Raw genomic sequence first — 17,884 nt, forward strand, 5'->3', positions numbered from 1 at the left:
CATTGCACCACGCTCACCTCGGGTCGCGCGGTCGGGGCATGCAAAAAGCCGCGGCTGGAATGGACCGAGGTCCAGTCCAGCCGCGGCTCTGATACCGCTAGTTCCTATGAGTCGAGGTTCGCCCCTGGCTCGGGAACCGGCGCATCGGTCAGCGGCATTCCGCCGGTAGCAGGCACCGCAGCCGTATCCGGGTTCGCATCCACGTCCTCGGCCGGGCCGGCAAACTGGGACTGGTACAACCGGTAGTAGGCGCCCTTCGTTCCCAGCAGGTACTCGTGGTTGCCCTGCTCCACAATCCGTCCAGCCTCCATCACCAGGATGGTGTCGGCATCGCGGATCGTCGACAGACGGTGGGCAATCACGAAGCTGGTGCGGTCGCTGCGCAGCGCGGCCATGGCCTGCTGCACCAGCAGCTCGGTACGGGTATCGACCGAGCTGGTCGCCTCGTCCAGGATCAGCAGCGACGGGTTCGCCACGAACGCGCGGGCGATGGTGATCAGCTGCTTCTCGCCGGCCGACACGTTGGTGCCTTCCTCGTCGATGATGGTGTCATAGCCATCGGGCAGGGCGCGCACGAAGCGGTCCACGAAGGTCGCCTTGGCCGCCTCGATGACTTCCTCATCGGTCGCATCCAGCCGGCCGTAGCGGATGTTCTCCATGATGCTTCCGCCGAACAGCCACGCATCCTGCAGCACCATGCCCACCTTCGAGCGCAGGTCGGCGCGCGAGAGCTCGGTGATGTCGCGGTTATCGAGCATGATCTTGCCCGAGTTCAGCTCGTAGAAGCGCATCACCAGATTCACCAGCGTGGTCTTGCCGGCGCCGGTCGGACCGACAATGGCCACCGTGTGGCCTGGATCCGCATCGAAGGACAGGTCCTCGATCAGCGGCTTGTCTTCGCTGTAGGAGAAGGACACGTTCTCGAAGGAGACATGGCCATCGGTACGGGCAGGCAGCGTGTCCTGCGCGCGGTCCGGCTCCTGCTCTTCGGCATCCAGCAGCTCGAAGGTGCGCTCGGCCGAGGCCACGCCGGACTGCAGCATGTTGGCCACGCCGGCAATCTGCCCCAGCGGCTGGGTGAACTCGCGCGAGTACTGGATGAACGCGGTGGCATCGCCCAGGCTCATGGTGCCCGAGGCCACGCGCAAGCCGCCCACCACGGCGATGCCCACATAGGCCAGGTAGGAAACGAAGTTCATCACCGGCATGATCATGCCCGAGACGAACTGGGCGCCGAAGCTGGCTTTGTACAGCTCCTCGTTGCGTGCGGTGAAGCGCTCTACCATGTCCTCTTCACGGCCGAAGACCTTCATCAGCTCGTGGCCGGAGAAGGATTCCTCGATCTGGCCGTTGAGCGCACCGGTGTTCTTCCACTGCGCGGTGAACAGCTTCTGCGCCCGGGTGCCAATGACGCCCGCGGCGACTGCCGAGAGCGGCAGGGCCACCAGCGCAATCAGCGCCATCTGCCAGGAGACCACGAACATCATGATCACGATGCCCAGAACCGTCATGATCGAGGAGACCAGCTGGCTCAGCGCCTGCTGCAGCGCGTTCTGGATGTTGTCCACGTCGTTGGTCACGCGCGAGAGCAGGTCGCCGCGCTGGCGCGTGTCGAAGTAGTTCAGCGGCAGCTTGTTGATCTTGTCCTCGACGTCCTTGCGCAGGTTGTAGACCACGCGCATGACCAGCTTGTTCAGCAGCCAGCCCGAGGCCCACGAGAAGAGCGAGGCGATGAAGTACATGGACAGCACAATCAGGATGTACTGCGAGAGCTGGGTGAAGTCGATGCCCTGCCCGGGGATGAAGTCCACCTTCGAGAGCATGTCGGCCTGGGTGTCCTGCCCGGAGTCGCGCAGCTGCGCAATGACCAGTTCCGCGGGCGTGCCCTCGGGGATGTTCTTGCCGATCAGCCCGGCAAAGATCACGTCCATGGCCTTGCCCAGGATCCGCGGGGCAATCACCGAAAGCACCACGTACACGGTGATCAGGGCGAAGACCAGCACCATGCCCAGCTTATACGGGGACATGAGCCCGATCAGCCGCTTGGCCGATGGCCAGAAATGCTCGGCCTTGCGCACCGGGGCGCCGCCGCTCCAGTCGTCGGCTCCCGCCGCTGCGTCGAATTCGTTGACCTCGGCCAATTCGCTATCCAGCTGCGCCGGATCTATATTCTTCTGCTTCTTCGCCACTTAGGCCACCTCCTCCACGCTCAGCTGGGATGCAACGATTTCCTGATAGGTTTCCGAGGTTTCGAGCAGCTGCTCGTGGGTTCCCCGGGCGACGATTTCGCCATGGTCCAGGACCAGGATCTGGTCGGCACCGGTAATCGTCGAGACGCGCTGGGCCACGATGATCACCGCGGCGTCCTTGGTCGGTTCGGCCAAGGCGGCACGCAGCTTGGCATCGGTGTTCACATCCAGCGCCGAGAATGAATCATCGAAGAGATAGGTGTTCGGCTTGGCGGCCAAGGCCCGTGCGATGCACAGGCGCTGGCGCTGTCCGCCGGAGACGTTGGTGCCACCCTGGGAGATCTTGGAGTCCAGCTGGCCCTCGCGTTCTGCCACGAACCCTTCGGCCTGGGCGACCCGCAACGCTTCCCACAGCTCGTCCTCGGTGGCCTCCTGGGCGCCGAAGCGCAGGTTGCTCGCGATGGTTCCGGAGAACAGGTAGGGCCGCTGCGGCACCGCGGAGATGTTCCGTGAAATGGTGTCGCGGCCCAGGTCCTTCAGCGGCACCCCGCCGATGAGGATCTCCCCTTCGGTGGCGTCGTAGAGCCGCGGAATCAGGTTCAGCAAGGTGGTCTTGCCAGCACCGGTGGACCCGATGATGGCAGTGGTCTGCCCGGGCTTCGCGGTGAAGGAGATGTCCGAGAGCACCGGAGCCTCGGCCCCCGGGTATCCGAAGGTGACGTTCTTGAATTCCACGGTGCCCGGGGTGGGCAGCTCGATCTGCCTTTCGGCGGCGTCGAGCATGCTCGGCTCGCTGTCCAGCACCTCGGCAATGCGGTCGGCGGAAACCATGGCGCGCGGGACCATCATGGCCATGAAAGTGCCCATCATGACTGCCATGAGGATCTGCAGCAGGTACTGCAGGAACGCGGTCAACGCACCGACCTCCACGTCGCCGTTGTCCACGCGGTGACCACCGAACCAGAGCACGGCGGCGGTGGACAGGTGCAGGATCATGGTGATCGCCGGGAACATCAGCACGAACAGGTTGCCGACCTTCACGCCCAGGTCGGTCAGCTTCTGGTTGGCATCGGCATAGCGTTCGGTTTCATGCTCTTCGCGCACGAAGGCGCGCACCACGCGGATGCCGGTGATCTGCTCGCGCAGCACGCCGTTGATCCCGTCGATGCGGGTCTGCATGTCGCGGAACAACGGCATCAGCTTGATGACCAGCAGGCCGACGACAATGAGCACCAGCGGCACGGATACCCAGACGAGCCAGGACAGCCCCGGGTCTTCGCGGATCGCCATGATCACGCCGCCGATGGACATGATCGGCGCGGTGATCATGAAGTTCAGCGCCATCAGGGTGAGCATCTGGATCTGCTGCACGTCATTGGTGCCGCGGGTGATCAAGGTGGCGGCACCGAACTTGTTGACGTCCTGGGCGGAGAAGGTGGAGACCTTCTCGAAGACCGCCTGGCGGACATCGCGTCCGACGCTCATGGAGGTCTTGGCACCGAAGTAGACGGCGGCGACGGCGGTGGCCACCTGGATCAGGGCCACCACCAGCATCAGTCCGCCGGTGCGCCAGATGTAGTCGATATCGGCATTGACCACGCCGACATCGATGATCTTGGCGTTCAGGCTGGGAAGGTAGAGCGTAGCCATGGTGGTGGCCAGCTGCAATATGACTACTGCAACGATCCACCCGGCATAGGGTTTGGAGTGTTTCAAGATGAGCTTGAGAAGCATGTGGAAAATCCTCGCTGGCATCACGCTCTCCTGCATGCTGGGCCTTCGGATTAAGGGCAGCGTGATTGAAGAGCGATTGCCAGTCTAGCGCTCCGCTTGGACACTTAGTATCATCCTTCCGATTGATATTTGCCAACCAGTGGTTAACGCTCGATTAACCGCAAAATTCCGGGGATGGTGGCGTTAATCATAGATTATGGAATTAACGCCAAGCGGCTTGGTTTCCGGCGGATTTTCATCCACCGGAAACCTAGCCCCGGTTACGCCTGCACGCTGCAGGGAACCTCGCTGGCGCAGTTCCCTCGGATGTACTTGGACAGGGCCACGGACGGGCGTTCGAAGCCCAGCAGCCGCGGGAATTCCGCCCAGGCTTCGGGCACCAGCTGCACAATGTGCTCAGGGCGCGTCCGCTCTTCCATGATGCTTCGGCCAGTGATCGGGTCCTTGCCGGTCACGCGCAGATAAGTCTGGCCAGCCTGCGGGTTTTTGGCGGTGATCCCGAGCAGTTCCAGCCGTCGCCCAAGGAGTTCTTGGTCCCCGACATTTCTGCAGAGCCGGCGGGCATGGTCCAGCGCGGCTTTCAGCCCTGCGTTGACAGCCCAGTACAGTTCCGGGGTGAATCCGGCGGCAATCCAGCGGGCCACGTATTCGTGGATGTGGGGAAGATTCAGGCACAGCAGTCCACCTCGCTGCTTCTCGGCTTCGAAGGCCAGGAATCCCCCTGACTGGAGGGTGCTCGATCCCGCGTGGAAGGGATAGTCCAGCAGCACGCTGTGCCACTTCCGCTCGCTGTCGGTTCCTTGCGTATTCCCTGTTGTGTATTCATGTTCGGCGCCCATGGCATCCTCGCGTTCGTTCCAGGCGGCGCAGCATCCTGAAGGATCAGCACCACCGATCGACTTGCCCGGGATGGCTTCCCGGACCGGCTCTTCCCCTGGGGCACCCCGCTCGATGAGGAGGGTTGCCACGCGGCTAGCCAGGTACTTAGCGCCGCGATTCCGTGAGCTTGGTTCGATAGTACTGGGCACCACCGACAGTTCGGCTTGGGCCGGTGCGCAGCACCGGCCCAGCAAGCGATTCGATCAGTTCCCGATTGGCGGCGGCGCCACCTCGTCGTGCTTGGTCCTCTCGCTGTCCTTCTGCTTCTCCGAAGGAACGGTCACGATGATTGCGGCGATCGCGATGACCACCATCAGCACGTTGAACAACAGGCCGATGGCGCCACCGAAGCGCAACGCCACATTGTCCTGCCGGCCAATGAACAGGCCCCAGGACTGGATCAGTGCCGGATCCATGGCCTGTCCAGCCACATACAGGGCCGCGGAGATGGCCACGCCGATGGCGTTGCCCAGTGACGAGGCCATCTTGTAGATGCCGGATGCCGAGCCCACCTCGCTGTCGGGAACATTGGACAGCGCCGCGTCGGTGGACGGCGTGGCATAGAAGCCCAGGCCGATGCCGAACAGCGTGAACCCGATAACGGAGAGCAAGATGTACTGGTCGATATACAGGAAAGTCATCGAGCACATCAGGATGCCCACACCGGTGAACATCGATCCCCAGAGCATCGGCTTCTTCGGCCCGAAGCGCTGCAGCAGCTTCTCACCCACGCGGATCGTGGCAAGGATGGCCACCAGATAGCCCAAGGTCAGTAGGCCGGACTGCAGCGAGGACATCCCGGCCGCCACCTGGACCAGGCCCAGCGAGACAATCAGCGTGCCGGCCGCGCCATTGAGCAGGAAGTTGGACAGCGTGGCGCCGGTGAAGGTGCCGTTGGAGAACAGCTTCAGGTTCACGAAGGGATTGCGGCTGCGCACCTCGATCTGCAAGAACAGCAGCCCGGTGACCACGAAGATCGCCACGAGCGCGATGCCTCCCAGGCTCAGCCAGCCGATATTCGGACCCTGGGAAATGTAGACGTTGATGGAGACCAGCATGAGGATGAAGACGATGAGGCCGGTGTAGTCGAAGCGGCGCTCGGCTGCCGGATCCTGCTCGGCCTTGGATTCCGGGGTGCCCTTGAGCAGGAAGAGCGCCAGCACCGAGAGCACGATGGAGATCCAGAGGATGGAACGCCAGCCCAGGAAGCTGGTGGCCATCAGCCCGCCGAACAGTGCGCAGAACCCGGAACCGCCCCAGGAGCCGATGGACCAGTAGGACAGGGCCCGCTGGCGGTCCTTGCCCTCGTAATAGGTCTTCACCAGGGCCATGGACGCGGGCATGATGCAGGCGGCGGACAGGCCCTGGACCACGCGGCCGCCCAGCAGCATGGCGCTGGTCAGCCCGCCCAGGTTCTCCGGGGTCACGGCGATCAGCAGCGAGCCGGCGATGGAAAGCCAGATGCCCAGGTAAAGGACTTTCGCCCGGCCCATCCGGTCGGCCAGCCCGCCGGCGACCACGATGAAGATGCCGGAGAACAGCGAGGTGATGGACACCGCCAGATTGGCCAGCGTTTCTTCGACGCCCAGCTGGCCGCGGATCCCGGGAATGACGTTCAGCAGGGTCTGGGCGAAAAGCCAGAAGTTGATGACTGCCAGGACGATGCCCAGCAGCCATTTGTCGGTGGGCTGCTAGGTAGTGGCGCCCGTGGTCGGTGCTGCGGACATCGTCTGCTCCCTACTCTTGTGCTCCGGTGCCCAGGTAGGCCAGTGCGGCCACCACCTGGGTGCTGGTTGCTGTTTGAAGGGTTGGGTGGATCACCGGTGCGAAGAACGGCGAGTGGTTGGCCGGGATATCGGAGGCGACGGTTCCCGCGGCCACCGCATCCTTGTATTTCTGCGGATCCATGCAGCCCACCGTCCAGTAGGCATAGGGAATGCCGAAGGCATCCGGAATGGTGCTGAAGTCCTCCGAGGCGGTGGCCGGGTCTGCATGGTAGACCTGTCCCTCGGGGAAATGGGCTTCGAAAGCCGCGGTGATCTTGGCGTTGGCCGTCTCGTCATTGCTGGTGAGCGGGAACTGGTCGTAGAACTCGAACTCCGGTTCCTTGGGCGAGCCGGCAGCCTGGCATTCGCCGCGCACAATCCGGTGGATGGAATCGATGACGCGCTGGCGGATGGCTGGCTCGTAGGTGCGGATATTCAGCAGCAGCTGAGCGCGGTCCGGGATGATGTTCGCGGTGGTGCCCGCGGTCAGCGACCCGACGGTGAGCACCGCGAAGTGCCCGGGCTGGGTTTCGCGGGAAACCACTGTCTGCAGCTTGAGCACAATGGAGGAGGCCAGCACCACAGGGTCCATCGAGTTGTGCGGCATCGAGCCATGGGCTCCGCGTCCATGCACAGTGATCCGAAGGCAATCCCCGGCAGAGAGAATCGGCCCGGCGGTGGTCCCGATCACCCCGGCTTCTGCAGGCATCACATGTTGCGCCAAGGCCACCTGGGGCTTGGGAATCTTGTCCACCAGCCCGTCTTCCACCATCGCCTTGGCGCCGGCCGCGGTTTCCTCGGCCGGCTGGAACAGGGCGATGTAGGTGCCGGACCAGGCTTCCTTGTTTCCGGCGAGGTACTTTGCCGCACCGAGCAGGGTGGCCATGTGCATGTCGTGGCCGCAGGCGTGCATGGCGCCCGGAACCTCGGAGGAATACTCCAGCCCGGTGTCCTCGGTGACCGGCAGCGCGTCCATGTCGGCGCGGGCCAAGACCACCGGGCCCTCGCCATTGCGCAGGACCCCAACGATTCCGGTGCCGCCGATCAGCTGGACTTCATAGCCAAGATCTTCGAGTTCCTCGCAGATCCGCGCCGAGGTTTCATGCTCCTTCAGCCCCAGCTCGGGATTGCGGTGGAAATGCTTGTAGAGCTCTTCTTGCCATGACAGCTGTTCCTCGATCGAAGCGGTGATTTCCTGTGCAGTGCCCACTGGGTCCCCCTCTTTTCGCGCCGAGCTGCGGTTAGCCGACATGGCCCAGCTGGCTCCGGTGATTTCAATCTATCCCCCGGCTGGCCAAGCAGTCCAACAACCGGTTTAATGCAATATTCGGCAAATTCGGCGAGCGCCGGCGGTGCTAGCGGTCCTGCTCGGTGCAGATGCAGAACCTGTTGCCCTGCCGATCCGTCGCCACGGTGAAGCTGGGCGCGTATTGGCTATCAAGTTCCGTGCTTTCGCTGTCCAGCGCTTCGAGTACCGGCTGGCTTTCGGAGAACGGGACCCACACATCCAGGTGCAGCCGGTTAGGGTTGGGATCTTCTGTTTTCTGGAACCAGATGGCAGGCAACCGGTGGTTCGGGTCGGCCAGGCTGCCGTCCTCCTGCTGCTGGTATCCCAGGCCGGCGGCCCACTGCGCGGCGACCTGCTGCGGGTCGGCTGTATCGATGCCGATTTCCACCGTGCGGATCAGTTCCGGACGGGAGGTGGCGCCAAGTGCGCGGGCCTGTTCGGAGATCCTGCTTGCCAGGGCGATATCCCGGGTGGTCACCCGCCCTCCGGCGTCATGGGAAGTAGTGGTGACGAAGACGCGGTTGTAGCGCCAGTCCACGTCCGGGTGGTGGTTGTCCATTTCGGCGGCCCCGGCAATATCGCTGAAGAGCTCGATGGCGGATGCCGCTGTTTTGGTCTGGAAAACGGCGGCTATGCCGCCGGGGATTTCCCGCCAATGCGGCAGGTCCTCAAGATAGTCGCTGATCTGCTGGTCACTGAGTATGTCGTTGCTGCTCATGCGTATCTCCTCCTTCAAAACACGATGGCACCGGTGCCGCTCCAGCTCAAGGAGATTTCCTGAATGCACAGGTTTCCATCAGTGCCAGCGATCTGGATGTCTCCTGTGAACTGATGCGCCACCTGTCCGTACTCGGGCGGGACGGCCTAGCCTCGATGGCAAAGCGCAAGGAGGCCAGAATTCCATGCTGAACATCTTCCAAGCCGAGATCAATGATTCGACGTTGGATGACATCAAATCTGCGCATAGCAATCGCAAGCGCCGGCGGCTGCGCCGTGCCGCATTCCTGGCGGTTGCAGCCATCGTCGTGGCTGCCTTGCTCGGCCTGTTCGCCCAGGAGAAGAGCGTGGTGAAGGACGGCGACAGCTTCACGGCCGAAGTGCAGCTCCCCACCGTGATCAGAGCCGGAAATGAAATCGAGCTGAGGATTGAAATCACCGCTGCCGAGCCGTTGCCCGAGACCATCACCCTGGAGCTGAACGAGGACTACCTGATGCTCTTCGAGGACTTCTCGGCCTTTCCCGAACCCGAGTCCGTAGCAAGCGGCGCAGGTGGCACCATCCAATTCGAGGTGGCCCCGGTGCCAGGGTCCAGGCAAATGGTCGCCACGCTCACCGGCCGCGCCTCGGATCAGTGGTCCCCGAGCAGCGGCGGGGTGCTGGGCATCGAGGTGAATGGCAATACAACGGAACTAGAGATCAGAACCTGGAGGATCCCCTGATGGATATCGTCATCCGCGCTGCCGTCGCGTTCATCATCCTGTGGCTGGCCACCCGCGCCGCGGGACGGTCCACCCTCGGCGAGCTCAGTTCATTCGAGCTGGTGCTCTTCGTGGTGCTGGGCGATTTGGTGCAGCAAGGCATCACCATGGAAGACCGTTCGCTGGTCGGCAGCTTGCTGGCTGCCTTTACCATGATCGTGCTCGCGGCAATCCTGAACTATGCAAATATGCGATGGCCCAAGCTGGGCAAGCTGATGCAGGGCCGGCCCATTGTGCTGGTGCGCGACGGGGTGCTTGACCGCAAGGCGCTGCATGCTGAGCGCATCGGCCTGGATGAGTTGAGCATGCTGGCCCGCCAAGCAGGCATCGAGAACTACAGCAGCATCCGGCTGGCGATACTGGAAGCCAGTGGCAAGATCTCCTTCTTCACCCAGGAAGCCCAGTCCCGATCCTGAGCGCAGTTGCCAGAAATGCGAGAAAGCGAGCGGTGCCAACCAGATAGGTTGGCACCGCTCGCTTTGTGCGCTCGGTCCGCTATTGCTCTTCCGGGATCTCACGCTGATCGGGCAGGTTGGCGCTGCGCTCGGCATCCAGCCCGAGGTCCTCAAACTCTTCGGGTTCATCGAGCTGCGTGTCATCGACAGCGCGTTCCTCGTCCAGCGGTTCGACCAGCGTGGTTTCGGGATTCAGCAGCAGCGGGTCCTCGTCGCTTTGGTCCAGGATGCCCTCTGCCCCGCGCAACGGGTCATCCGCATCCAGCTGCGCAGGCGCATCCGAGGAGCCTTCAGCCGGTTGGCTGTCGCGGCCATCCAGCGGCTCGTCGATGTCCTGGTCCTTGCGCACATTCTCGAATTCTTCATTGTTCAGTGACATTTGCGCTCCTCTTGCATTGTCCATAGGGAAATGATTTCTTCGGTGGCCATCAGCTTCTGCCGATGCTGGGTGCTCATGTAGTCCAGTGCGTTCTGCCCTGCCTGCGGGTCCGGGGACGCTCAGGCATCGGTGGCGACCGCAACCGGGAGGTTCGCGGCAAACGCGTCAGATGCCGTAGCCCGGATGCAGGTATCGGTGGCGACCCCGGCCAGCACCAGGGAACTGGCGCGGCGTTGCAGCAGCAGCGTCGTCAGCTCCGTGTTCCAGAAGGCGCTGTCCCGGCGCTTGACCACCTCGATGGCCCCGGCCAGCTCCAGCTCCTCCAGGTACCCGGCTTTCGCCGTGCCTTCGAAGAGTAGCCCTGGCCATCCTCGAGCATCTTCAGCGTTCAGGTGGACCTGTCGTCCTTGTGCACGGTGCGCACGCTGATCACCGGCACCCCGGCCCGTGCCGCCGCCGCGGCCAGTCGATTGCAGTTGGCCGTGATCTGCTGCCTCCATGCGGTCAGCCCGGGGTCTGCGAAGAAGCCGCGCTGCAGATCGATGAGCAGCAGGGCCGGGTGCCTGAAGTCGCTCGTGGAATCCGTAGCATCCATGGCTCAGCTGTGCGCCGCGCAGTGCTGGCAGCAGAACACGTCCTGCTGCTGGCGCACCGGATGGCCCAGGATGGCGCAATTGCAGTGCGCGCACCGCTCGGCCATGTCCTGGATGGCGCATTCGAAACTGTCGTATTGGCCTGAACGCCCATCCCTGCTGAGCATGAACAGCGGGTCCTGGTCGTTTCCGCACAAATCGCAGGTCTGCATTGGTTCTCTCCTGTCTTCTGCTGAGTGTTCCCCTTTGCGGCTAGCGTTCCTCGTCATCTTCGCGGTACTGGTCTTCGGTCGAATCATCCAGATCCGGGTCGATGCCCTCGGCCTCGTGGGCCGGGGCGGGAACGTGCTCGTCATCCGGCTGGCCCAGCGGCCAGGTTTTCTCCACCAAATCCTGGTCCGGGTCCTTCAGCCGATCTGCGGCGTGGGCAATGGCTTCCTTGGCCTTGTCGATGAGTCCCATGGTTCTTGTCCTTCCGGATTGATCCGATACGGTCCTCTAACCGAATACCAGTGAAGCGTGCCCCGCGTACATGGTTAATCGGCTGTTGCCAGCTTCACCCCGGGCGAGCCTGCAAGGACGCTGGCAATGGTTGTAGGCCTGCTTGCGGTGCTGGAGCGTGGGGGCGTCCCGCAGGAAAACGCGAAAGGAGCACGATCATGGTTGCAGCCAAGGAACTAATGACCTCGCCAGCCAAATGCGTCAAGGAACAGGACTCGATCCAGGTCGCAGCCCAGCTGATGAAGGACCTGCAGGTCGGCATGCTACCCATCTGCGGCAAGGATGACCGGCTGGCCGGCACCATCACCGACCGCGATATCGTCATCAACGCCGTAGCCGACGGCGTGGTCACCTCCAGCACCAAGGTCGCCGACTATGCCCAGGGCAAGCCGGTAACCATTGGCGCCGACGATTCCATCGAGGAAGCCATCCGCACCATGCAGGAGCACCAGGTGCGCAGGCTTCCCGTCATCGACGGGCATACGCTGGTGGGAATGCTCGCCCAGGCGGACATTCCCGCTACTACGACGAGCAGAGCACCGGAAGCCTGGTCGAAGGGATTTCCCAAGACTAGGACCAGACCAGGACCTGCCGACGGCGGCAGCACAAGGAAGAGCTTCCGGGCAAACCACGGTTTTCCCGGAAGCCCTGTTCTTGCCCTTGGCGATTTTTCACGGCAGTTGCCGCGTCACCGCCCGTTGGCGTCCGTGCCTCCCCTCGGGTCATCCAACGAGCTTGGCCCCCGAACCAGGCGGTACACGCCGTAGATGAAGAGCAATGCGCCCCAGCCTGCCACGATCCACAGTGGCCCCGAGGTGCTGTCAGGCGCCGCGAGCAGCGCGTAGATGGCGAATCCTACGGCCACGAGCCCGCCCACAATCGTGAGCCACAGGCCGGGCCGACGGCCATGAGTCCTATTAATCGGTTTGTCCGTCATGTCTTCATCCTTTCCTGGAAGGAAAGCTCAACCCGCATCAAAGCGGTCTTCGCTTTCCTCAGACGTATCCGCAGTATTCTCATTGATGCTCCCCCGGCGGGCCACACGCTCGCCGCCGGGTTCTGCTTCGCCATCCGGCTGCGTGGTGCGTGCCAGATTCTCGGGCTTGTCTCGGTCACTCATTGCTTCTCCTGTCGTGGCGATCGGCTATGAATTGCGCAGGGCATCGATGAGCTCGGCCTTGCGCATCTTCGAACGGCCCTCAACCCCGATTTCCTTGGCCCGGTCCTGCAATTCCTCGACCGTCCAGTCCTCGTAGTCCCCGGATTTGCCGCCACGCTTGCCCACCGCGGAGCGGCCATCTCGGGCGGCGGCATTGGCGATGCGCGCCGACTTCTGCTTGGAGTTCCCCTCCTCGCGCAGCTCCTCGTAGAGTTCCGCATCCTTGATCCGGCTCTTGCCCTTGCCTGCCATGGGTTTCCTCCCTCTCACCCGTCGCCAACTGGCCTTCGGATAACCAGCACTGTGCGTCCCACGCTAGCTATTTGCGGCCACGGGCGACAGGGGAGCACCCGAACTCTGCGCTGGATCCCAGACTTCGTCGATAGCACATTTTCTGGCAGCAGCCGCGAAGCTGATGCTTGCCCGAAAGCACTCTGGCCGTTGCCGCCAAGTGGGCACCGTGCTATTCACCGCCGGTGCCCCGCGAAGAACACTGGGAGGTGCCCCTGACGCCGTTGGCGCTCTCGCGACGGCGTCTTCCAGCAACTGCAGGAGGAAAAGCCATGCCCGGGAAGAATCCCCCGCACCACAATGAGCCAGTAGGCTCTGCCAGCGATTCGAGCAGCACCGGGTTGCCGGATCACGGCACAGCAGATGAGCCGGTGGGCACCGGCAGCCATCCGGATCGGCGCACCAGCGATTCCGCTGGAACCGAGCGTGCCGGCAAGGAGAAGATCAGCCCTCCCGAACAGCGCCAGCCGGAGCCCGGCCTGGATCAGGAGTTGAAGCCGAAGGCGGATCACGGCGAGCGCAGCTACCAGGGACGGGGCCGGCTGGCCGGAAAACGTGCGCTGATCACCGGTGGCGATTCGGGCATTGGAGCGGCAGTGGCGATTGCCTTCGCCCGCGAAGGGGCCAGCGTCGCCTTGGCCTACCTGCCCGCGGAGCAGCCGGATGCGGATGCCATCGCCGGGCTCCTGGAAGACGCCGGCGTCGAGGTGCACCTGCTGCCCGGGGATCTGCGCGACCGCGAGTACCGCGGTTCGCTGGTCGACGAGGCGGTGGCCGCGCTCGGCGGACTGGACATCCTGGTGAACAACGCCGGCAAACAGATCAGTGTCGAGTCCTTGGAGGATTTGAGCGATGAGCAGATCGAGGCGACCTTCGATGTGAATATCTTCGCGATGTTCGCCCTGAGCCGGGATGCGCTGAAGGTGATCCCGTCCGGCGGATCCATTATCAATACGACGTCCATCCAGGCTTTCGACCCCTCGGATCACCTCATGGACTACGCCTCGACCAAGGGGGCGATCAGCAACTTCACCAAGACGCTGGCCTCCCAGGCTGCCAAGCAGGGAATCAGGGTCAATGCGGTGGCTCCCGGTCCCATTTGGACTCCGCTACAGCCCTCGGATGGCCAGCCCATCGAGGCGTTGCCGAAGTTCGGCCACGATACCTGGCTGGGCCGGGCAGGTCAGCCGGTGGAACTCGCTCCAGCCTATGTGTTCCTGGCCAGCGACGAGGCTTCGTATGTTGTCGGATCGACGGTGCACGTCAACGGCGGGAAGAACCAGCCGTAGGACTTTGTATTTGTCCCCGGGCGGATAGGGGTCCGGGGATCAATCCACCTCGTCCTTGCTGATGGTGAATTCCATGTTCCTCCGCTCGTACTCGCGCTGGCTGAAGGTAGCGCGCTGGACTTCCTTGACCTCGTCGAAGCTGGAGCCGATGGCCCCGCCCATGGTTCCCAGCGAGGATGCCAGCCAGGCAAGATTGACGTATTCGGCCAGCGACACGTCGTGGCGCAGCTGATAGGCGAGGTATTCCTGGTCAATGACAATCAGTGCACCCGCCAGCAGCGCCAGGAATAAGAGCAGGTACATGGCCGTCGCTGCAAACCCGACCGTGAGCACCGTGGCCGCGTTGTAGATAACCATCCTCTCGCGGCGGCGGTTGCCCTGGGGTCTCTCCCACAGCCGGTTGTGCAGCAGCAGCCAGAGCGTGAGGATCAGAATGCTCGAAAGCGTGATCAGCGAAAGCCGCGCAGCGGGCAGGTAGTCGGCCATGGACCAGATGCTCGTGTAGAACACGCCGAAGGCTCCGGTGGCCACCGCACCTGCCATCGCGGAGGAAAGCCGCGGCACCAGTTTCCACGGCTGGTTGCTGCGCACCATTCCGGCGACCAGCAGCAGCCGCCCGCGCAGGCCCTCGATGCTCGTGATGCGGTTCTGCTCGTTCTGCCCGTCCTGCCGGCTGGCGTGCACGCTCATTGCCCGGCCCAGCGGGGTGGGCGGCGGGGCGGGCTGCTTGCCGGTAGCCAATTCCCTAACCAGTTCGGCCAGTTCCCGTGCCACCGTGCGCGGCCGGGCCATCCCGAGGCTGGGCATGGAAAGCACGGCCGAAGCATCCTCGACGGAAATCACCGAACGCACCGGCCGGTTCTGCACATAGTGCGGTGCATCGGTCAGGTATACGATGAAGTCCCAGCCGTGCTTCTCCCGCAGCTTCGGCACCTTGTCATTCAACGCCACCCGTCCGCTCTCCCCTAATGGCAGGGAGAACGGGGCCACCTGCACGTCCCACCGGAGCTCCTGCTCCTGCAGCTTTTCCAAGACCCATTCCAACCGCGCAGCTACCCGATTGGCCATGGTATCGGCTATGCCGGGGTCGGCAATTAGTCCCACCGTGCGCATCTCGGGCTCTTGCTCGCTCATCAGCACCTCGCAGCTCTCCGGCAGCAGCTTGAGCCGCTCCCACAGCACACCCTAGGAAGTCGTGCCCGGGCATGCAGTGCCGTTCAGCAACCTTGCAGGAACCAGCATCGGCATTGCACCCTTGATCGCCGGGATTCCGCGGATTCCTGACTCACAGGCAATGCCCATCAAACTTCCCTTGTTGCCTGCGGCCCGGTGTGGCAGGGTCAGTGCCATCGCCCATCTGGTACAGGAAGGAAAGACCATGGACTCCAACCAGCCAGAAGAAGAGACGCGCCAGGGGAACCCTCCGTTGCGCGATGAGCACGCTGGGAAGGACAAGCAGAATCCGGTTGGCAGCAATGAGGATGCTTTCGAGCAGCCGGCGGAAGACCAGGACCCAGACGCGGTGGACACCGACTAGTTCAACACCGACTGACTGCTGTCCATAACGGGAAACGAAGCACGGAGGAGAATGATTTGAAGGCATTGACATGGCAAGGCAAGCGAAAGATCGCATTCAGCGACGTCCCGGATCCGGTGATCCAGGACCCCTCAGACATCGTCATCAAGGTCACTTCCACCGCGATCTGCGGATCAGACCTGCATCTCTATGAGCTGCTTGGCCCCTACATGCATGCTGGCGACGTGCTGGGCCACGAAACCATGGGGATTGTCCAGGAAGTTGGCAGCGGCATCACCAAGCTGTCGGTGGGCGACCGGGTAGTCATCCCGTTCAACATCTCCTGCGGCCACTGCTGGATGTGCCAGCATGACCTGCAGTCGCAGTGCGAGACTACCCAGGTGCGCAAGCACGGCAAGGGCGCCCAATTCTTCGGGTACTCCGAACTCTATGGACAGGTTCCCGGCGGCCAGGCCGAATACCTGCGCGTGCCCCATGCCGATTATGGTGCCGTGAAAGTTGGCCACGAGCTGCCCGACCACCGCTATCTGTTCCTCTCCGATATCCTGCCCACCGCGTGGCAGGGCGTGGAGTACGCAAGCGTCCCGGACGGCGGAACCCTCGCGGTCTACGGGCTCGGACCGGTGGGCCAGCTCGCCGCGCGCATCGGCCGCCACCTGGGCTATGAGGTGCTGGGTATCGACCCGGTAGCCGAACGCCGCTCCATGGCCGAGCGCCACGGGATCCAAACCCTGGACTTCACCAAGGACACCGTGGGCGAACTGCGCGGGCGCACCGGGCGCGGCCCCGACGCCGTGCTCGATGCAGTGGGCATGGAAGCCCATGGTTCCCCGGTCTCCTCGATGTTCCAGCAAGCCACCGGGCTGCTGCCGGACAAGGCCGCGCAGCTGGCCATGGAGAACGTCTCCGCGGACCGCACCAGCGTGCTGGATTCGGCCATTGATGCGGTGCGGCGTGGCGGCACCCTGTCGATCAGCGGCGTTTATGCCGGGGCCGCCACACCGATGCCGATGGTGAAGCTGTTCGACAAGCAGATCCAGATCCGCCAGGGCCAATGCAATGTGCGCTCATGGACGCGGAAGCTGCTGCCGCTGGCCGAGGATGCAACCGATCCGCTAGGCCTGGACGACCTGGTCACGCACGAGCAGCCGCTCTCGAACGGTCCGAAGATGTACGAGACCTTCCAGAAGAAGCAGGATGCGTGCATCAAGGTGGTGCTCAAGCCGTAGCGAGCTAGGCACTTTTCTTCCCGGAACCGGAGGCCTTCTTCTTGTGTGGCGAGGGGGAGGCCTCCTTTGCCGCCGCCTTCTTCTTGGCTGGTTTCCTGGCAGCAGCCGTTTTCTTCGCCGCGGATTTCTTCGCCGGCGCTTTCTTGGCTGGTGGTTCCTTGCTCCTCGCCGCTTTGCTCCCGGCTTTTGACTTCCGGCCCTCGATGCTGCGCTTGAGCGCTTCCATCAAATCGATGACTTCTCCGGAGTCGCTGCCGCGCTCCTCGGAGCCGAAGGTCGCTTCGGTATCCAGTTCCTCGCCCTGCTCGATTTTCGCTTCGATCAGCGCTTGCAGCTGAAGCTGGTAGTCGTCCTGGAATTCTTCCGGGGTGAAGTCGGTGCTGTACTGGTCCACCAGGGCAGCAGACATCTTCAGTTCCTGCTCGCTGATCCGTGGTGATTTCTCCGGTGCCACCTGCTCGGCATCGCGCAGCTCGTCCGCCCACATGACCGCTTGCAGCACCATCACCTTGGACCGGACACGCAAGATGCCCAGCCGGGTCTTCTGGCGCAGGGCAAAGCGCACCACCGCCAGCTTCTCGGTGTTTTCCAGTGTCCGGCGCAACAGCTCGTAGGCCTTGGGCGACTTCGAGTCCGCCTGGAGATAGTAGCTCTTCTCCAGCATCAGGGGATCAACTTGGTCTGCCGGAACGAACTGGACCACCTCGATTTCGCGGCTTTTCTCCGCAGGCAGAGCGTCCATGTCCTCATCGGTGAGCACAATGGTCCGTTCCCCGTCTTCATAGGCCTTGTCCAGATCCTTGTAGGCGATTTTCTTCCCGCACACTTCGCATCGGCGTTCGTAGCGGATCCGTCCGCCGTCCTTGTCATGGACCTGGTGCAGGTCGATGTCGTGGTCTTCGGTGGCGCCGTAGGCCTTGACCGGCACGTTCACCAAGCCGAAGGCAATTGATCCAGTCCAGATAGCTCGCATGGGCATAGTGAAGCATCTTTGAGGCCGCGCGTCACTGGCCGGAGGATACTGGCAGGCGGCACGGAGGTTCAGCAGCGCAAAACGCAAAGCTTGCTTGGAACGCTGGATTCCCCGGCACTGCTCGGGAAGATTGGCCCCATACGG

The 17,884-nt window shown here is 63.2% G+C and carries 21 protein-coding genes and 1 riboswitch; of the genes, 6 read left to right on the forward strand and 15 right to left on the reverse strand.

Annotated elements, in window-relative coordinates; genetic code table 11:
* Nucleotides 1-104 precede the first annotated feature (104 nt).
* From ACR9WD_RS14720 to ACR9WD_RS14745, 6 genes are all read right to left on the reverse strand, one after another.
* Nucleotides 105-2,189, reverse strand: coding sequence for an ABC transporter ATP-binding protein (locus ACR9WD_RS14720; protein WP_434922330.1), 2,085 nt, complete (start codon nucleotides 2,187-2,189; stop codon nucleotides 105-107).
* A complete protein-coding gene (locus tag ACR9WD_RS14725; RefSeq protein ID WP_434922331.1) occupies nucleotides 2,190-3,923 on the reverse strand; it encodes an ABC transporter ATP-binding protein in 1,734 nt (577 codons plus the stop codon).
* 260 nt (nucleotides 3,924-4,183) lie between these two features.
* Complete coding sequence (locus ACR9WD_RS14730; protein ID WP_434922332.1) at nucleotides 4,184-4,762, reverse strand: hypothetical protein; 579 nt, start codon at nucleotides 4,760-4,762, stop codon at nucleotides 4,184-4,186.
* Between the two features lie 54 nt (nucleotides 4,763-4,816).
* Nucleotides 4,817-4,929, reverse strand: a riboswitch (SAM riboswitch).
* 76 nt (nucleotides 4,930-5,005) lie between these two features.
* Complete coding sequence (locus ACR9WD_RS14735) at nucleotides 5,006-6,475, reverse strand: MFS transporter (protein ID WP_434923217.1); 1,470 nt, start codon at nucleotides 6,473-6,475, stop codon at nucleotides 5,006-5,008.
* Between the two features lie 64 nt (nucleotides 6,476-6,539).
* Nucleotides 6,540-7,778, reverse strand: coding sequence for a M20 family metallopeptidase (locus tag ACR9WD_RS14740; RefSeq protein ID WP_434922333.1), 1,239 nt, complete (start codon nucleotides 7,776-7,778; stop codon nucleotides 6,540-6,542).
* A 145-nt stretch (nucleotides 7,779-7,923) separates the two neighbouring features.
* Nucleotides 7,924-8,574 (reverse strand): 4a-hydroxytetrahydrobiopterin dehydratase, encoded by a 651-nt coding sequence (locus tag ACR9WD_RS14745; protein WP_434922334.1) that lies wholly within the window; start codon nucleotides 8,572-8,574, stop codon nucleotides 7,924-7,926.
* A gap of 184 nt (nucleotides 8,575-8,758) precedes the next feature.
* Here ACR9WD_RS14745 and ACR9WD_RS14750 point away from each other — a divergent pair, with 184 nt between their 5' ends.
* Nucleotides 8,759-9,295 (forward strand): hypothetical protein, encoded by a 537-nt coding sequence (locus ACR9WD_RS14750; protein ID WP_434922335.1) that lies wholly within the window; start codon nucleotides 8,759-8,761, stop codon nucleotides 9,293-9,295.
* On the forward strand, nucleotides 9,295-9,750 hold the full coding sequence (locus tag ACR9WD_RS14755; protein ID WP_172511655.1) for a DUF421 domain-containing protein: 456 nt from the start codon (nucleotides 9,295-9,297) through the stop codon (nucleotides 9,748-9,750). Before ACR9WD_RS14750 ends, ACR9WD_RS14755 begins: the two co-directional genes overlap by 1 nt.
* Nucleotides 9,751-9,829: 79 nt before the next feature.
* Here the strand turns inward: ACR9WD_RS14755 and ACR9WD_RS14760 are convergent, their stop codons facing one another.
* From ACR9WD_RS14760 to ACR9WD_RS14780, 5 genes are all read right to left on the reverse strand, one after another.
* Nucleotides 9,830-10,168: a hypothetical protein gene (locus tag ACR9WD_RS14760; protein WP_434922336.1), complete on the reverse strand. Its 339-nt coding sequence runs from the start codon at nucleotides 10,166-10,168 to the stop codon at nucleotides 9,830-9,832.
* A 119-nt stretch (nucleotides 10,169-10,287) separates the two neighbouring features.
* Nucleotides 10,288-10,644: a cysteine hydrolase family protein gene (locus ACR9WD_RS14765; protein ID WP_434923218.1), complete on the reverse strand. Its 357-nt coding sequence runs from the start codon at nucleotides 10,642-10,644 to the stop codon at nucleotides 10,288-10,290.
* Nucleotides 10,557-10,763 (reverse strand): isochorismatase family protein, encoded by a 207-nt coding sequence (locus ACR9WD_RS14770; RefSeq protein WP_434922337.1) that lies wholly within the window; start codon nucleotides 10,761-10,763, stop codon nucleotides 10,557-10,559. The genes ACR9WD_RS14765 and ACR9WD_RS14770 overlap by 88 nt, the downstream gene beginning before the upstream one ends.
* A 3-nt stretch (nucleotides 10,764-10,766) precedes the next feature.
* Nucleotides 10,767-10,973 (reverse strand): hypothetical protein, encoded by a 207-nt coding sequence (locus tag ACR9WD_RS14775; RefSeq protein WP_073706957.1) that lies wholly within the window; start codon nucleotides 10,971-10,973, stop codon nucleotides 10,767-10,769.
* 40 nt (nucleotides 10,974-11,013) lie between these two features.
* On the reverse strand, nucleotides 11,014-11,223 hold the full coding sequence (locus ACR9WD_RS14780) for a hypothetical protein (protein WP_073706958.1): 210 nt from the start codon (nucleotides 11,221-11,223) through the stop codon (nucleotides 11,014-11,016).
* Nucleotides 11,224-11,420: 197 nt separating this feature from the next.
* Between ACR9WD_RS14780 and ACR9WD_RS14785 the strand changes: the two genes are divergently transcribed.
* Nucleotides 11,421-12,029, forward strand: a complete 609-nt coding sequence (locus ACR9WD_RS14785) for a CBS domain-containing protein (protein WP_434922338.1) — start codon at nucleotides 11,421-11,423, stop codon at nucleotides 12,027-12,029.
* 197 nt (nucleotides 12,030-12,226) lie between these two features.
* Here the strand turns inward: ACR9WD_RS14785 and ACR9WD_RS14790 are convergent, their stop codons facing one another.
* Together ACR9WD_RS14790 and ACR9WD_RS14795 are read right to left on the reverse strand one after the other, a co-directional pair.
* Nucleotides 12,227-12,382: a hypothetical protein gene (locus tag ACR9WD_RS14790; RefSeq protein ID WP_190264111.1), complete on the reverse strand. Its 156-nt coding sequence runs from the start codon at nucleotides 12,380-12,382 to the stop codon at nucleotides 12,227-12,229.
* A gap of 24 nt (nucleotides 12,383-12,406) precedes the next feature.
* Nucleotides 12,407-12,673 (reverse strand): DUF7218 family protein, encoded by a 267-nt coding sequence (locus ACR9WD_RS14795; RefSeq protein ID WP_434922339.1) that lies wholly within the window; start codon nucleotides 12,671-12,673, stop codon nucleotides 12,407-12,409.
* Between the two features lie 311 nt (nucleotides 12,674-12,984).
* Between ACR9WD_RS14795 and ACR9WD_RS14800 the strand changes: the two genes are divergently transcribed.
* Entirely contained in the window at nucleotides 12,985-14,001 is a 1,017-nt protein-coding gene (locus ACR9WD_RS14800) for an SDR family oxidoreductase (RefSeq protein ID WP_434922340.1), read from the forward strand.
* A 39-nt stretch (nucleotides 14,002-14,040) separates the two neighbouring features.
* Here the strand turns inward: ACR9WD_RS14800 and ACR9WD_RS14805 are convergent, their stop codons facing one another.
* Nucleotides 14,041-15,135, reverse strand: coding sequence for a hypothetical protein (locus tag ACR9WD_RS14805; RefSeq protein WP_434922341.1), 1,095 nt, complete (start codon nucleotides 15,133-15,135; stop codon nucleotides 14,041-14,043).
* 244 nt (nucleotides 15,136-15,379) lie between these two features.
* Here ACR9WD_RS14805 and ACR9WD_RS14810 point away from each other — a divergent pair, with 244 nt between their 5' ends.
* Complete coding sequence (locus ACR9WD_RS14810; RefSeq protein WP_434922342.1) at nucleotides 15,380-15,538, forward strand: hypothetical protein; 159 nt, start codon at nucleotides 15,380-15,382, stop codon at nucleotides 15,536-15,538.
* A 56-nt stretch (nucleotides 15,539-15,594) separates the two neighbouring features.
* Nucleotides 15,595-16,767 carry an alcohol dehydrogenase catalytic domain-containing protein gene (locus ACR9WD_RS14815; protein ID WP_434922343.1) on the forward strand — a complete coding sequence of 391 codons (1,173 nt, stop codon included), beginning with the start codon at nucleotides 15,595-15,597 and terminating at the stop codon, nucleotides 16,765-16,767.
* Nucleotides 16,768-16,771: 4 nt separating this feature from the next.
* On the opposite strand, the gene ACR9WD_RS14820 is transcribed toward ACR9WD_RS14815, so the two are convergent.
* Nucleotides 16,772-17,746: a Ku protein gene (locus ACR9WD_RS14820; RefSeq protein ID WP_434922344.1), complete on the reverse strand. Its 975-nt coding sequence runs from the start codon at nucleotides 17,744-17,746 to the stop codon at nucleotides 16,772-16,774.
* Nucleotides 17,747-17,884: the final 138 nt, after the last annotated feature.

Origin of the sequence: Glutamicibacter sp. PAEs-4 (assembly GCF_051161755.1) — a bacterium.
GTDB classification, from domain to species: domain Bacteria; phylum Actinomycetota; class Actinomycetes; order Actinomycetales; family Micrococcaceae; genus Glutamicibacter; species Glutamicibacter nicotianae.

What these genes read in the sequence shown, in the direction of transcription:
- ACR9WD_RS14725 (WP_434922331.1), bottom strand. Translation starts at nt 3,923, where the DNA reads ATGCTTCTCAAGCTCATCTTGAAACACTCCAAACCCTATGCCGGGTGG.
- ACR9WD_RS14730 (WP_434922332.1), bottom strand. Translation starts at nt 4,762, where the DNA reads ATGGGCGCCGAACATGAATACACAACAGGGAATACGCAAGGAACCGAC.
- ACR9WD_RS14745 (WP_434922334.1), bottom strand. Translation starts at nt 8,574, where the DNA reads ATGAGCAGCAACGACATACTCAGTGACCAGCAGATCAGCGACTATCTT.
- ACR9WD_RS14750 (WP_434922335.1), top strand. Translation starts at nt 8,759, where the DNA reads ATGCTGAACATCTTCCAAGCCGAGATCAATGATTCGACGTTGGATGAC.
- ACR9WD_RS14755 (WP_172511655.1), top strand. Translation starts at nt 9,295, where the DNA reads ATGGATATCGTCATCCGCGCTGCCGTCGCGTTCATCATCCTGTGGCTG.
- ACR9WD_RS14760 (WP_434922336.1), bottom strand. Translation starts at nt 10,168, where the DNA reads ATGTCACTGAACAATGAAGAATTCGAGAATGTGCGCAAGGACCAGGAC.
- ACR9WD_RS14770 (WP_434922337.1), bottom strand. Translation starts at nt 10,763, where the DNA reads ATGGATGCTACGGATTCCACGAGCGACTTCAGGCACCCGGCCCTGCTG.
- ACR9WD_RS14775 (WP_073706957.1), bottom strand. Translation starts at nt 10,973, where the DNA reads ATGCAGACCTGCGATTTGTGCGGAAACGACCAGGACCCGCTGTTCATG.
- ACR9WD_RS14780 (WP_073706958.1), bottom strand. Translation starts at nt 11,223, where the DNA reads ATGGGACTCATCGACAAGGCCAAGGAAGCCATTGCCCACGCCGCAGAT.
- ACR9WD_RS14785 (WP_434922338.1), top strand. Translation starts at nt 11,421, where the DNA reads ATGGTTGCAGCCAAGGAACTAATGACCTCGCCAGCCAAATGCGTCAAG.
- ACR9WD_RS14790 (WP_190264111.1), bottom strand. Translation starts at nt 12,382, where the DNA reads ATGAGTGACCGAGACAAGCCCGAGAATCTGGCACGCACCACGCAGCCG.
- ACR9WD_RS14795 (WP_434922339.1), bottom strand. Translation starts at nt 12,673, where the DNA reads ATGGCAGGCAAGGGCAAGAGCCGGATCAAGGATGCGGAACTCTACGAG.
- ACR9WD_RS14800 (WP_434922340.1), top strand. Translation starts at nt 12,985, where the DNA reads ATGCCCGGGAAGAATCCCCCGCACCACAATGAGCCAGTAGGCTCTGCC.
- ACR9WD_RS14805 (WP_434922341.1), bottom strand. Translation starts at nt 15,135, where the DNA reads ATGAGCGAGCAAGAGCCCGAGATGCGCACGGTGGGACTAATTGCCGAC.
- ACR9WD_RS14810 (WP_434922342.1), top strand. Translation starts at nt 15,380, where the DNA reads ATGGACTCCAACCAGCCAGAAGAAGAGACGCGCCAGGGGAACCCTCCG.
- ACR9WD_RS14820 (WP_434922344.1), bottom strand. Translation starts at nt 17,746, where the DNA reads ATGCCCATGCGAGCTATCTGGACTGGATCAATTGCCTTCGGCTTGGTG.